The 13,643-nt window shown below is 60.8% G+C and carries 11 protein-coding genes; 3 read left to right on the forward strand and 8 right to left on the reverse strand.

Annotated elements, in window-relative coordinates:
- Positions 1–19: 19 nt before the first annotated feature.
- From CKW13_RS08215 to CKW13_RS08240, 6 genes are all read right to left on the reverse strand, one after another.
- Entirely contained in the window at positions 20–316 is a 297-nt protein-coding gene (locus tag CKW13_RS08215; protein ID WP_095108086.1) for a DUF2282 domain-containing protein, read from the reverse strand.
- A gap of 121 nt (positions 317–437) precedes the next feature.
- Positions 438–1,139: an ABC transporter ATP-binding protein gene (locus CKW13_RS08220; RefSeq protein ID WP_095108087.1), complete on the reverse strand. Its 702-nt coding sequence runs from the start codon at positions 1,137–1,139 to the stop codon at positions 438–440.
- Positions 1,140–1,907 carry a high-affinity branched-chain amino acid ABC transporter ATP-binding protein LivG gene (gene livG, locus CKW13_RS08225; RefSeq protein ID WP_095108088.1) on the reverse strand — a complete coding sequence of 256 codons (768 nt, stop codon included), beginning with the start codon at positions 1,905–1,907 and terminating at the stop codon, positions 1,140–1,142.
- A complete protein-coding gene (locus tag CKW13_RS08230) occupies positions 1,904–3,160 on the reverse strand; it encodes a high-affinity branched-chain amino acid ABC transporter permease LivM (RefSeq protein WP_095108089.1) in 1,257 nt (418 codons plus the stop codon). Before CKW13_RS08230 ends, livG begins: the two co-directional genes overlap by 4 nt.
- Entirely contained in the window at positions 3,157–4,080 is a 924-nt protein-coding gene (livH, locus tag CKW13_RS08235) for a high-affinity branched-chain amino acid ABC transporter permease LivH (protein WP_095108090.1), read from the reverse strand. The genes CKW13_RS08230 and livH overlap by 4 nt, the downstream gene beginning before the upstream one ends.
- A gap of 232 nt (positions 4,081–4,312) precedes the next feature.
- On the reverse strand, positions 4,313–5,440 hold the full coding sequence (locus tag CKW13_RS08240; RefSeq protein WP_095108091.1) for a branched-chain amino acid ABC transporter substrate-binding protein: 1,128 nt from the start codon (positions 5,438–5,440) through the stop codon (positions 4,313–4,315).
- A 136-nt stretch (positions 5,441–5,576) separates the two neighbouring features.
- Between CKW13_RS08240 and CKW13_RS24725 the strand changes: the two genes are divergently transcribed.
- Positions 5,577–6,083, forward strand: coding sequence for a DUF2288 domain-containing protein (locus tag CKW13_RS24725; RefSeq protein WP_256576541.1), 507 nt, complete (start codon positions 5,577–5,579; stop codon positions 6,081–6,083).
- A gap of 291 nt (positions 6,084–6,374) precedes the next feature.
- Here the strand turns inward: CKW13_RS24725 and CKW13_RS08250 are convergent, their stop codons facing one another.
- Positions 6,375–8,567, reverse strand: coding sequence for a hypothetical protein (locus tag CKW13_RS08250; protein ID WP_095108092.1), 2,193 nt, complete (start codon positions 8,565–8,567; stop codon positions 6,375–6,377).
- Between the two features lie 196 nt (positions 8,568–8,763).
- On the opposite strand from CKW13_RS08250, the gene CKW13_RS08255 reads away from it, so the two are divergent.
- Positions 8,764–9,660 carry an NAD(P)-dependent oxidoreductase gene (locus CKW13_RS08255; protein WP_095108093.1) on the forward strand — a complete coding sequence of 299 codons (897 nt, stop codon included), beginning with the start codon at positions 8,764–8,766 and terminating at the stop codon, positions 9,658–9,660.
- Here CKW13_RS08255 and CKW13_RS08260 read toward each other — a convergent pair.
- Positions 9,551–11,842, reverse strand: coding sequence for a bifunctional diguanylate cyclase/phosphodiesterase (locus CKW13_RS08260; RefSeq protein ID WP_095108094.1), 2,292 nt, complete (start codon positions 11,840–11,842; stop codon positions 9,551–9,553). The genes CKW13_RS08255 and CKW13_RS08260 overlap by 110 nt on opposite strands.
- 341 nt (positions 11,843–12,183) lie before the next feature.
- On the opposite strand from CKW13_RS08260, the gene CKW13_RS08265 reads away from it, so the two are divergent.
- Positions 12,184–13,602: an MFS transporter gene (locus tag CKW13_RS08265; protein ID WP_095108095.1), complete on the forward strand. Its 1,419-nt coding sequence runs from the start codon at positions 12,184–12,186 to the stop codon at positions 13,600–13,602.
- The last annotated feature ends 41 nt before the right edge of the window (positions 13,603–13,643 follow it).

The raw sequence follows: 13,643 nt of genomic DNA on the forward strand, positions 1-13,643 counted from the left end.
CACTCAGGCCGGGAAAGGATCAGGACTTGGCGGTGAAGGCTTCGGTCTGGCCGAACCCGGTAGGCGAGGTGGGGCTGGCGGTTTTAACGCAGGTGCCGGTGGGGACCAGTTTCCAGGCGTCGGCCTGGTAGTCGGTTTTCGAGGAGCCGGCGCAACTGGTTCCGGCGCCAGCGGCGCAGTCGTTCTGGCCTTTGAGGGCGACACCGAAGCATTTCTCCATGTCATTGGCTGCTTGGGCGGTGGTGGGTAGGGCGGCGAGGCTCAATGCCGTGCCGAGGGCCAGGGCGAGGGTGGTGGCGGAGAGGGAAGAGGTCATGGTGTTTCTCCAGAAGGTCGGGCAAGCGTGATTGCTTGCACATGCCTCTAGAGAAAAGCGGTGCGGGGATTGTTACAGCGCAAGAATAAAAAAGGGAGCGGGTGGGCCCGCTCCCGGTACATCAGCCGCCCAGGTAGGCTTCGCGCACTTTCGGGTCGGTCAACAAGGCCTCGCCGCTGCCCTGCATCACCACCCGGCCGTTTTCCAGCACGTAGGCACGGTCGGCGATCTTCAACGCCTGGTTGGCGTTTTGTTCCACCAGGAACACCGTCACGCCATCACGGCGCAGTTGTTCGATGATGTCGAAGATCTGCTGGATGATGATCGGCGCCAAGCCCAAGGACGGTTCGTCGAGCAGCAGCAGTTTGGGCTTGCTCATCAGCGCACGGCCGATGGCGAGCATTTGCTGTTCGCCGCCGGACATGGTGCCGCCGCGTTGGGTAAAGCGCTCTTTGAGGCGTGGGAAAAGGTGCAGGACCTTGTCCATCTGCTCCTGGTAATCGCCCTTGTCGGTGAAGAATCCGCCCATGGCGAGGTTCTCTTCCACGGTCAGGCGGGCAAACACCCGACGACCTTCCGGGACCACGGCGATGCTTTTACGCATGATGTGCGCCGAGTGTTGCCCGACCAGTTCCTCGCCCAGGTAGCGGATGCTACCGCTGTGGGCTTGGGGTGAACCGCAGAGGGTCATCAGCAAGGTGGACTTGCCCGCGCCGTTGGCGCCGATCAGGGTGACGATTTCACCCTGGCGGACTTCCACGTTGACGCTGTGCAGGGCCTGGATCTTGCCATAGAAGGTGGAAACGTTTTCGAACTGCAGCATTTACGCTTCCCCCAGGTAGGCTTTGATGACTTCAGGATTGTCGCGGATCTCGTGGGGCGTGCCGTTGGCCAGGGGCGTGCCCTGGTTGATGACGACAATGTGGTCGGAGATGCTCATGACCAGTTTCATGTCGTGTTCGATCAACAGCACGGTGGCGTTGTGCTCTTCGCGCAACACGCTTATCAACGCCTTGAGGTCTTCGGTTTCCTTGGGGTTAAGGCCAGCCGCCGGTTCGTCGAGCATGAGGATCCGCGGGCGGGTCATCATGCAGCGGGCGATTTCCAGGCGACGTTGCTGGCCATAAGCCAGGGTACCCGCCGGGCGGTTGGCGAATTCGGTCAGGTTGACCTTGTCCAGCCAATACGCGGCGTATTCCATGGCATCGGCTTCGCTCTTGCGGAACGCCGGGGTTTTGAACAGGCCCGCCAGGAAATTGGTGTTCAGGTGACGGTGCTGGGCGATCAGGAGGTTCTCGACCGCAGTCATGTCCTTGAACAGGCGCACGTTTTGGAAGGTGCGCACCACGCCCTTGCGGGCGATTTCATGGCCGGCCAGGCCCTGGATCGGCAGGCCGTCGAGCAGGATTTCACCGCCGCTGGGCTTGTAGAAACCGGTCAGGCAGTTGAACACGGTGGTCTTGCCGGCGCCGTTGGGGCCGATCAGCGCCACCACCTGTTTTTCCTTCACGGTCAGGGCCACGCCGTTGACCGCCAGCAAGCCGCCGAAGCGCATGCTTAAATTATCGACTTTCAGGATCTCGCGGCTCATTTGCGCAGCTCCATGTGAGGACGTTGCATGGGCAGCAGGCCTTGTGGACGCCAGATCATCATCAGCACCATCAGGGCGCCGAACATCAGCATGCGGTACTCGCTGAACTCACGCATCAGCTCGGGCAGCAGGATCATCACGATCGCGGCGAGGATCACGCCCAATTGCGAGCCCATACCGCCCAACACCACGATGGCGAGGATGATCGCCGACTCGATGAAGGTGAAGGATTCCGGTGTGACCAGGCCCTGGCGCGCGGCGAAGAAGCTACCGGCGAACCCGGCGAATGCTGCACCGAGGGTGAAGGCCGAGAGCTTGATGACCGTAGGGTTGAGGCCCAAGGCACGGCAGGCGATTTCATCTTCGCGCAGCGCTTCCCAGGCGCGGCCGATCGGCATGCGCAGCAGGCGGTTAATCACGAACAGCGCCGCCAACGCCAGCAACAGGGCAACCAGGTACAGGAAGATCACCTTGTTGATCGAGTTGTAGGGCAGGCCGAAGTACTCGTGGAAGGTCTGCAGGCCTTCGGCGGCTTTACGCTCGAAGGTCAGGCCGAAGAAGGTCGGCTTCTCGATGTTGCTGATGCCATTCGGGCCGCCGGTGAGTTCGGTCATGTTGCGCAGCAACAGACGGATGATTTCACCAAAGCCCAGGGTCACGATGGCCAGGTAGTCACCGCGCAGGCGCAGTACCGGGAAACCCAGCAAGAAGCCAAACGTGGCGGCCATCATCCCGGCGATCGGCAGGCAGATCCAGAAGCTCAGGCCGAAGTAATGCGACAGCAGCGCATAACTGTAGGCGCCGACAGCGTAGAAGCCGACGTAGCCCAGGTCGAGCAGGCCCGCCAGGCCGACCACGATGTTCAGCCCCAGGCCGAGCATCACGTAGATCAGGATCAGGGTGGCGATGTCCACCGCCCCGCGTGAGCCGAAGAACGGCCAGACCAGTGCCACCAGCACCAGGCCCAGGATGATCCAGCGCTGGGTCGAGGGTAGGGTCAGGAAGTTGCTGGCCTTGGCCGGTACCAGCGGCATGTTGGGCGAGGCCTTCCAGGCTGCGCTGATCTGGCTGTGGAACAACACACGCAGGAACATCAGCAACGAGCACACGGCGATGGTTATCAGTGTGGCGGTGCTGGTGTTGTGCACTTCCAGGTTGATGCCGACGATGGTCAGCTTCAGACCGAGTACCGGGTAGGCCACGGCCCACACCAGCAGGGCGCTGAACAGCGCCGATTTAAGATTCCTAGTCATACCTTCTCAACCTCCGGACGGCCAAGGATGCCAGTCGGCCGGAACAACAGAACCAGTACCAACAAGCCGAAAGCCACGACGTCCTTGTATTGGTCGCCGAAGATATCGGCACCGAACGCTTCGGCCACCCCCAGCACCAAACCGCCGAGCATGGCGCCCGGGATGCTGCCGATGCCGCCCAGTACCGCGGCGGTGAAGGCCTTGAGGCCGACGAGGAAACCGGCGTTGGGGTTGATGACGCCGTATTGCATGCTCAGCAGTACCGCGGCCACGGCCGCCAGTGCAGCGCCGATCACGAAGGTCAGGGCGATGATGTTGTTGGTATTGATGCCCAACAGGTTGGCCATCCGGATGTCTTCGGCGCAGGCACGGCAAGCGCGACCCAGGCGTGAACGGGAGATGAACAGGGTGAGGCCGAGCATGGCGATCAACGTCACCACGAAGACCACGATTTGCATGTAGGAAATCAGCACTTCATGTGCGCCACCTGGCCCGATGGAGAAGTTGCCGGGGATCAGGTTGGGGATGGATTTGTCCTTGGAGTCTTGCGCCAACAGAACGGTGTTCTGCAGGAAAATCGACATGCCGATGGCGGAAATCAGCGGGATCAGACGGTTGCTGCCGCGCAAGGGGCGGTAGGCAACCCGTTCGATGCTGTAGCCGTAGGCACTGGTAACCACGATGCTCGCGATGAAGGCTGCGGTCATCAACAGCGGGACACTGTCGAGTCCCATCATGGTCAGCCCGGCGATGGCGATGAACGCCACGTAGGAACCGATCATGTACACCTCGCCGTGGGCGAAGTTAATCATTCCAATAATGCCGTAAACCATCGTGTAGCCGATGGCGATCATGGCATAGGTGCTGCCAACGGTCAGGCCGTTAACCAGCTGTTGGAAAAAGTGATAGATGTCAGGCATTACAGCGCTCCTAAAAACCTGATACGCATTTCACTGGTTGAGTCATCTTCCCGCTCCGGCCCCATGGATCTCGATCCATTTCGGGCGGCGGGTTACCAGCGAACCGCTGATGACGGTTTTGAGATTTTCAGGTGGGGAGACTTGCGGATCACGCAAGCGCGGCCCAGATACGTTCGTAAAACAAAGCCCACGGCACGCCGTGGGCTTTGTGGGCAGTCAACCAAATCCAGCCTTACTGAGGCGAAACTTCGGTTTTAGGTTTGCCGAAGTGCCACTCGTAGACGACGAATTTGAAGTCCTTGAGGTCGCCCTTGGCGTCGAAGCTCAGGTTGCCGGTCGGGGTCTTGAAAGTACCGGCGTGGATGGCTTCGGCCACTTTGGCAGGGTCTTCGCTCTTGGCGGCAACGATGCCACCGGCGATGACTTCAACGGCCGAGTAGGACGGGAACACGAACGGACCGCTCGGGTCTTCTTTCTTGGCCTTGAAGGCGTCGGCCAGGGCGACGTTGGCAGGGTCCTGGTCGAAAGACTTCGGCAGGGTGACCAGCAGGCCTTCGGACGCATCCTTGGCGATTTGCGAGATGGAGTCGTTACCCACGCCTTCCGGGCCCATGAACTTGGCTTTCAGGCCTTTTTCCTGGGACTGGCGCAGGATCAAGCCCAGCTCCGGGTGGTAGCCGCCGTAGTAGACGAAATCGACGTTGGCTTGCTTGAGCTTGGCGATCATGGACGAGAAGTCTTTGTCGCCGGCATTGATGCCTTCAAACACAGCGACCTTGACGTTCTTGCTTTCGAGGGTTTTTTTCACGGCGGTGGCGATGCCTTCACCGTACTGCTGCTTGTCGTGCAGTACGGCAACGATCTTCGGCTTCACGTGGTCGGCGATGTAGTTGCCGGCGGCCGGGCCCTGGGCGCTGTCCAGGCCGATGGTGCGGAAGATCATCTTGTAGCCACGAGCGGTGATGTCCGGGCTGGTGGCCGCCGGGGTAATCATGATGATGCCTTCGTCTTCGTAGATGTCCGAAGCCGGTTGGGCAGAGCTGGAGCACAGGTGGCCGATAACGTACTTGACGCCATCGTTGACGACTTTGTTGGCGACTGCCACGGCTTGTTTCGGGTCGCAGGCATCGTCGTATTCGACCGCTTGCAGTTGCTTGCCGTCGACGCCGCCCTTGGCGTTGATTTGCTCGATGGCCATTTTGGCGCCACTGAACTGCATGTCGCCGTATTGGGCTACAGGACCGGTTTTAGGGCCGGCAATACCAATCTTGATGGTGTCAGCTGCGAACGAATGGCTGGCGACCCCGGCCAGGACCATAGCGGCAAACAGTTTGGAAATCTGCTTAGTAGCCTTATTCATAGTGCTCCACTCTTACTGTTGTAATTTTTATAGTTCTGGCAGCCAAGGCTACAGAACCGGACAAGATAAATGGATATCTCTTCCGGAAATGCCCCCGGCAACTGTACCGGTACAGTGTAGAGCGCCGGTTGTTCGCTTGAAAAGCTGGCTGCTGGGGGCAAAACCTGAGGATGTCGCATTGCTGAAAGAAAAAGACATAATCACGCCGGTTTGCCGTGGGACTTTTGAGCTATGCCGGGGTTTTGCGAATTTTTCGATCGTTGACGCCTTTATCTCTGGGTTTTTCTGCCCGACCACCGACGTTATGATTGCGCCGATTTCCCTTCTGGACAGACCCATGATCGAAGAACCTAGCACCCTCTATGCCAAGCTGCTCGGCGAGACAGCACCTATTACGTGGAAGGAGCTCGAACCCTTCTTTGCCAAGGGTGCCCTATTGTGGGTCGACGGCTCCCTGGATTTGATCGAGGCCGCGCAGGCCATGGCGCAGAACGAAGCCGACAAAGTGGCTGCCTGGCTGGCCACTGAGACGCTGGGCAAGGTGTCTGCGTCGCGGGCGTTGGATCTGGTGACGCGTGATCCGCAGCTGTGGGCGGTGGTGGTTTCGCCCTGGATTATGGTCCAGGAAAGAGCAGAGGCTTGATGGCGCGCACCGAATGGGTGCGTCGGCAGGGCGGGAGAAAGTGTGTAGCCGAGTAGCGTGATGGCACGTTGCCGTAGAGAAACGCCACAGCGAGATTTGGCCGAGGGTGACGTTAACGTCACGGGAACAGTTTATCGGGCGGCCGTGAGGCTGCCTGATTGTTTCTGAATGTGAACAAGGCCGGGCTTTTGCGGTGCCGCAAAGATCGCTATCGCGGGCGAGCCCGCTCCCACAGGCTGAAGTAAAACCTGTGGGAGCGGGCTCGCCCGCGATGCTTTTAGACGTATTGAATCAAGCCGTCTTGCCCGTGTGGTTATTGAGCGAGATGACCTTGGTCTTGCCGATGCGGTGGCGATAGATCTCGCGCAGGTACTTGATGGCCTTTTTCACGCAATCGCGCGAGAGGCGGATGTCGTTGATCGAAACGAACTTCTCTTTATCGTTGATGAGCTCGCGGTACTTTTTCTCGTACATCGGCTTGATCGCGTACCAGTTGGTGTCGAGGATCTTGGCCGGGTTCTCGAATTCGTTGAGCAGGTCGTCGATCAGGCTTTCGTTGAATTCGTCGTGGATGATGAAGTCCAGGATCGAGTTGTCCAGGGTTTCATCGAAGCGGTACGGGTTGCGCGCAAAGCAGCGCTTGATGAAGGCCACGATCAGGGTCAGGAAGTCGTCCGACAGGCACGGGCTCTTGGCGATCAGGGTGGTCAGCGACAGGTTGGCCGACGCGCCGATCACCAGGGCATAGCGCTTGAGCGTGGTGTTGGGGAACAGGCTGTTGAGGTGGGTCTTGAGCCGGTTCAGGTCCATGTAGGACAGCTTGTAGTCCTTGGGCAGGGACACGATCGACACCACCGAGGAGCAGTTCTTGAAGAAGTGCAGGTCGTGCAACGCGGCCGCGTCGTAGCCCGAGTTCTTGTACTGCTCAAGCGAAGCGCGGTAGCGCTTGGACTCGATGGGCAACAGGCTGATGCCTTCGATCGCCTGGGTCACCTTGTTGAAGTGGGGCAGGTCGATGGAGCGGAAGAACAGGTCATCGATGTTCAGGCGCTGTGGCTCTTTCTCGAACACCTTGAACTTGTCGCTCGACGGCGCCGGGGTTTCTGGCACCACGGATTCGGCGTAGGCGATGGCCACCGGGCCGGCCAGGCTCATGAACAGGTCGTTGGCGTCCAGGCGAATGGTTTCGCCGATGTCGATACCGGCGCGACGGAAGTAGTTCTGGTCGTAGTCGGTGGTCACGGCCTGGGCGGTGAGGATGTTGAAGATCTGCTGCGAAATGTACTGGTTGGCGTGTTTTTCCATGGCATTGACGTCAATGTTCTGGATGTTGCCGTCATCGCTTTCTTCGGCGTAGCGCATGATGTCGTTGGAGATCAGCATCATCGCGTTCCAGGGGCGGATACGGCCCATGACGCTGGCTTCGCTGCTGTCTTCGTTGGCGAAGTTGTACGAAAAATCCCATTCTTCCGAAAGGTACTTGCACAGCAAGCGACCGGCATTGATGTGCAACGCTTCAGACATTTCGCTGCGATGATCGGAAATGTTCGGCAGCACGCAGATGCCGCTGGTGAAGATCGGCTCGAACACGAAGGAGTGGCCGCTTTTGCTGTCGTGCTCGTCCACCGGTTTGGTGTCGAACGTCTTGTTCATGTACGAGTGCTGCTGCGCCAGGCCGAACTCCGAGGCCATGCCCGAGCCCGTACCGCCGCCCGCGCTGAAGATCGAGAAGTACAGGCGCGACTGGTTGGCCTTGATGCCGCAGGAGTCGATCAAGTACGAGTGGATCATTTTCCAGTCGGGGCTGGAGAAGCGCTGGGTGTCCTTGTTCAGGATGATCTTGGCCAGGTACTGGCCCAGGATCGGCGCGTTACCGGCGCCGCCGGCATGGACTTCGGACAGGTCCATGATTTTCATTTTGCTGTAATCGCGCAGGAAGCCGCTTTTCTCGCCCTTGCGCGAAAAACGGATGCGCCCGGCGATGTCTTTGTCCAAGTCGCCCAGCATCACCAGTGGCTCGACCAGGAACACCGGTTTGGTGGCCTTGTACGGGCCCAGGCGCAGGTTGTTGCGGATCCACTGCGCGGGGCTGTAGCCCTTGTCGAGGTTCTTTTTGTCCGCGTAGGGGCGGTCTTCGTTATTGAATTCGTTGAGGTAGAACTTGCGCGCGTTGTACACCAGCTCCGCGACGTCCAGCGCAATGTTGGAGCCGCACCGGCCCAGGCCGATCAGGCACACCGAGGGGAATTCCTGGTCGTTGTGCTGCTCGCTGTCGCCTTCCAGGTGCGGTGGGCGCGGGAACACCATGTCGCGCAGGCCGTCGAGGTTGTCGAGGATGCGGTCAGTGTTGGTTTCGGTGAAATACAGGTACTGCTGGGTGGCAAGCGGGCGCGAGCTGACCAATGGCTTCGAAGCCGAGGGTTTATCCGGTGTAGTCACTGTCAGTTCGGATATTTCGTTGGCAGGGTTGTTTTTAGAAGTCATTGTGCGCCACGTGCTTGGACTGGTCGGCCTGAAGACGAGATGTCATCGGGCCATCACGGATAGGATGTCGCGACTTTATAGTGCGATTTGCGCCGCAGCGATAGGGTTTAACCTTAGATTCGCTAGGGGAAATCCTTTTGTGAGTCATGTTGAATCGGCCGTTTACCGGCGTTCTTTAATCTTGTAGGAGCGATTTATGAATGCGGCGTTACCTTCATTGGCCTTCGCGGGCATTGGCCTGATGGGCTTGCCGATGTGCCGCCGGCTGCTGGCAGCGGGCTTCGCGCTAACGGTGTGGAACCGCAACCCGGATAAATGTGCGCCACTGGTGGCAGCGGGGGCGCGGCAAGTGGCCGCACCTGCGCAACTGTGCGAGCACGCAGACGTGGTGATGCTGTGCCTGGCCGACACCGCGGTGGTGCAGGAGGTGGTGTTTGGCCTTGAAGGCGTGGCGGTTGGCGCGAAAACGGGGCAGTTGCTGGTGGATTTTTCCAGCCTGGAACCCACCGCCACGCGGGAAATGGCCGCTCGGCTTGAGGCCGAAACAGGCATGGCGTGGCTGGATGCGCCGGTATCGGGTGGTACTGCGGGCGCCGAGGCGGGCACCTTGGCGATCATGGCTGGCGGCGAGGCCGCGGACCTGGCGCGGGTGCGGCCGATCCTCCTGCACCTGGGCCAGCGCATCACCCACATGGGCGCGGTGGGGGCCGGGCAGGTGACCAAGGCCTGCAATCAGATGATCGTGGCGTGCAATGCCTTGGTGATCGCTGAAGTGGTGGCGCTGGCCGAACGCTCCGGGGTGGATGCCAGCCTGCTGGCCGAGGCCCTGGCCGGCGGTTTTGCCGACTCGCGGCCGCTCCAGGTCCTCGCCCCGCAAATGGCCGAGAGCCGTTTCGAGCCGGTGAAGTGGCACGTGCGCACGTTGCTCAAGGACCTCGATGGCGCGGTTAAGTTTTCCCGCGAGCAAGGTTCAGCCACGCCGCTCAGCGGATTGGCTGCCCAGTTGATGCGTTTGCACAGTGGTCAGGGGTTTCGGGAGCAAGATCCTTCGACCCTGGTCCATCTGTACCGCGCGCCGCGCTCAGCAGGCTGAGGGTGGCCGGTGGCCGGTAGCGCTGCTGGTTGATCTCGCGCAGCACCTGGGGCAGGTCAGCCAGGGCAAGGGGATGGCTGAACAGGTAACCCTGGGCGAAATCGCAGCCGTAGTAGCTGAGGAAGTCGTACTGCGCCTCGGTCTCCACGCCCTCGGTGACCACCTGCAAATGCAGGGTGTGGGCCATGACGATAATGGCCTGGACGATTTCCTTGTCCGGGGTGGAGTGGGGAATGTCCTGAATGAACGAACGGTCGATTTTCAGGGTGTTGAGCGGCAAACGCTTGAGATACGCCAGGGATGAATAACCGGTGCCGAAGTCATCGATCGACAACGACACCCCGAGGGCGCGAATGTGCCGCAGCAGGTTGAGGGTGTTGGTGATGTTGCCCATCAGCGCGTTTTCGGTGACCTCCAGTTCCAGGCGTGACGGCGCCACGTCGGCGGAGCGCAGGGCGGTGTCGATCTCGCCGGGCAGTTCTTCGCGGGTCAGGTTCAGGGCCGAGCAGTTCACCGCTACTTTCAGCTCCGGGTAGCCCTGGCGGGACAGGTGGGCGAGGTCACGGCACGCGGTGCGCAGCACCCAACTGTCGAGCTCGGCGATCAGGCCGTTGGTTTCGGCGATACCGATAAATCGTTCGGGCACCAGCAAGCCGTGGACCGGGTGCTGCCAGCGCACCAGGGCCTCAACCTTGCTCACCTGGCCGGTCTTGAGGTTGAAGATTGGCTGGTAATAGAGCACCAGGTCATGGTCGTCGCGCAGGGCGTTGCGCAATTCCTCCTCCAGTTGCAGTTCCAGGGTGGCTTTGGTTTTCATGCTGGAACTGAAGAAATGCAGGCTGTTGCGCCCCGTGCCCTTGGATTGGTACAGCGCCAGGTCGGCGTTTTTCAGCAGCTCTTCGCTGGTTTTACCGTCGTCGGGGAACATGCTGATGCCAATGCTGGTGGTCATCACCATGCGCCGCCCGGCCAGCTCGATAGGGTCCTTCATCTTTTGCATGATGCGCTGGGCCATGTGCTGGGCTTCGTCGCGCGCATGCACGCTGATAAGGATGCAGAATTCGTCGCCACCAAAGCGCGCCACCACGTCTTCATGGCTACGGGTGGCGCTTTTGATATGGCTGGCCAGCACCTTGAGCAACGCGTCGCCGGCGTCGTGGCCGAGGCTGTCGTTGATGCGCTTGAAATGGTCGATATCGAGGAAGATCACCGCCAACATGCCGCCCAAGGTGGTTTTTTCGATGAGTTTCTCGGCGAAGATCTGATTGAAACCGCGGCGGTTTATTAGGTTGGTCAGGGCGTCGTAATGGGCCACATGCTGCAAGGACACCCGCGCCTGGTCCAGTTGGCTGAGCAAGGCGTTGACCCGACGCAGGTCGTGCTCCTTGCTTTGCAGCTTCTTGTCGGCCAGGGCCGCGCTGATGCTGCTGCCGATAATCAGCAGGGCGATCACGGCGATACTCAGGCCCAGTTGGGTGTGGTTGCTTTCGGCCGCCGGCAGTAGCGGCTGCTCGCCGGCCGGCAGCACCAGGCTCAGAGCCCACATGCCGGTCATGTGCATGCTCAGGATGCCCGCGCCCAGCACCAGGCTGGCGCCGTACTTGAGTAACTGGTGGAACATGCCGCTGCCGTTGCGCAGGTGCCGCGACAGCAGCAGGGCGGCGACACTGGCGCCGATTGCGATGAGGATCGACAGGCCGAACAGCAGCGGGTTGTAGTAGGGCGTAGCGTTGGAATGCAGGGCGGCCATGCCCACGTAATGCATGGTGGCGATGCCCAGGCCGATCCACACCGAGGCTTGCAGGTAGCGGCCCAGGCTCAACTGGGTGTGGCTGAGGGTGAGCATGGCCAGGTACGACGCGATCAAGGCGATCAGCAACGAGGCGAAAGTGATGGGCAGGGCGTAATGGATTTCGACCGGCGCCTGGAACGCCAGCATGCTGATGAAGTGGGTGGTCCAGATCCCGCCGGCCAGGCAAAGCGCCCCGACACAGCGCCAGAGGCTCTGGGACGCGGGTTTCTCCACATGGCTGAGGCGCTCGGCCATGTCCAGCACGGCGAAGCTGGCGGCGCATGCCACCACATACGCCAGAAGCAGCAGAAAGGGGTTGTGAGTGCAATCGAGAATGACTTGCCCGCTTTCCGGGAGCTGGGTAACGAATTGCAAACCAAGCCAATCCATAGCGTGTCCCGTTTGAGAGTCAGCCCGCGCCAGCGCGATCAATACTGGCCAATGGCTGGAGTATAGAAGGCCTTCTGACACTGCAAGCGGTAGTGGCATATTAGTGTCAATGATTTTGCGCTGGGCTCAAGATCGATTGGCAATAACCCCATTTGCCTTTGTAGCAAGCAGGCTCGCCCGCGCTCGGCCACGTAGCGGCCGCAAAAATCCATAGGGCTCCACACCGCCGGGGCGCGCTGCGCAGCCCAGCGCGGGGGCGCCCTCTTCTTACGCGAGGCCGGGCCATAGCGCGGTATCAGCTTTACGAATCATTACAGACAGCACCCGGCAGGCTGACTAGATTGCGGGTTCCGGGCTGCGGAGTTCATGGCAGTGCAGCCCCAATAACAACAAAAAAAAGAGACGCCCCCATGCAGAACTCGAAGCAAGCGTCGAATGCCTGGCGCATTCTGTTCCTGCTGTTCCTTGCGAACCTGTTCAACTTCTTCGACCGCACCATCCCGGCCATCATCATCGAGCCGATCCGGATGGAGTGGAGCCTGAGCGACTTCCAGATCGGCATCATCGGCACCGCTTTTACCATCGTCTACGCCATCGCCGGGCTACCGCTGGGGCGCATGGCCGACAACGGCTCGCGGGCCAAGTTGATGGGCTGGGGCCTGGCGGCCTGGAGCGGGCTGACGGCGGTCAATGGCCTGGTCGGCAGTTTCTGGACTTTCCTGCTGGTACGCATGGGCGTCGGCATCGGCGAAGCCAGCTACGCACCGGCGGCCAACTCGCTGATCGGCGACCTGTTTCCGGCCCATCGGCGGGCGCGGGCCATGGGCATTTTCATGCTGGGCTTGCCGTTGGGGCTGTTGCTGGCGTTTTTCACCATCGGCGCGATGGTCAAGGCATTCGATAGCTGGCGCGCACCGTTCTTCATTGCCGCGGTGCCGGGCCTGCTGCTGGCGGTGTTCATGTTCTTCATCAAGGAACCCAAGCGCGGCGCGGCGGAAACCGTGCAAGTGTCCCAGGAGCGGGTCGAGCGCCCGGTGCGTCGCGTACTGGCGATCCCGACCTTTCTGTGGCTGGTGCTGGCAGGCCTGACCTTCAACTTCGCCACTTACGCCTGCAACTCGTTCATGGTGCCGATGCTGCAACGCTACTTCCTGCTGCCCTTGCAGGAAGCGGCGGTGGCCACCGGGGTGATTGTCGGCCTGACCGGCTTGGTGGGCCTGACGCTGGGTGGCTGGGTGGCCGACAAAATCCACCAGCGGGTGGCCAACGGCCGCCTGCTGTTCGCCGCCGCGAGCATGGTGATCTCCACCCTGGCCACCGCTTGGGCGCTGCACGCCGGGCGCGTCGAGATCGGCGTCTTCGTCGCGGTGTTCAGCGTGGGCTGGCTGTTCGCCTACAACTTCTATACCTGCGTCTACACCGCGATCCAGGACGTGGTCGAGCCGCGCCTGCGGGCCACGGCCATGGCGCTGTTCTTCGCCGGCCTGTACCTGCTGGGCGGCGGCTTGGGCCCGGTGGTGGTGGGCGCGCTGTCGGACCACTTTGCCCACACCGCGATGCTGGCCGCGGGTGCTGAGCAAATGAGCGAAGCCTTCAAGGCCGTGGGCCTGCACGACGCCATGTACCTGATCCCGGGGGCACTGTTGCTGACCATGGTATTTTTGGTGCTGGCCTCGCGCTGCTTTGTGCGCGACGCCCAACGCATGAAGGAGGGCATGAGCGCTGCGCCGGTGATGGGGGCGAGGGCGGTAACGGCTTGAGCACGCGGCGTGTCAGCCGCCAGTAATAAATGAAAAAGGCC

This window comes from Pseudomonas sp. Irchel 3E20, from assembly GCF_900187645.1.
In the GTDB taxonomy this organism is placed as follows: domain Bacteria; phylum Pseudomonadota; class Gammaproteobacteria; order Pseudomonadales; family Pseudomonadaceae; genus Aquipseudomonas.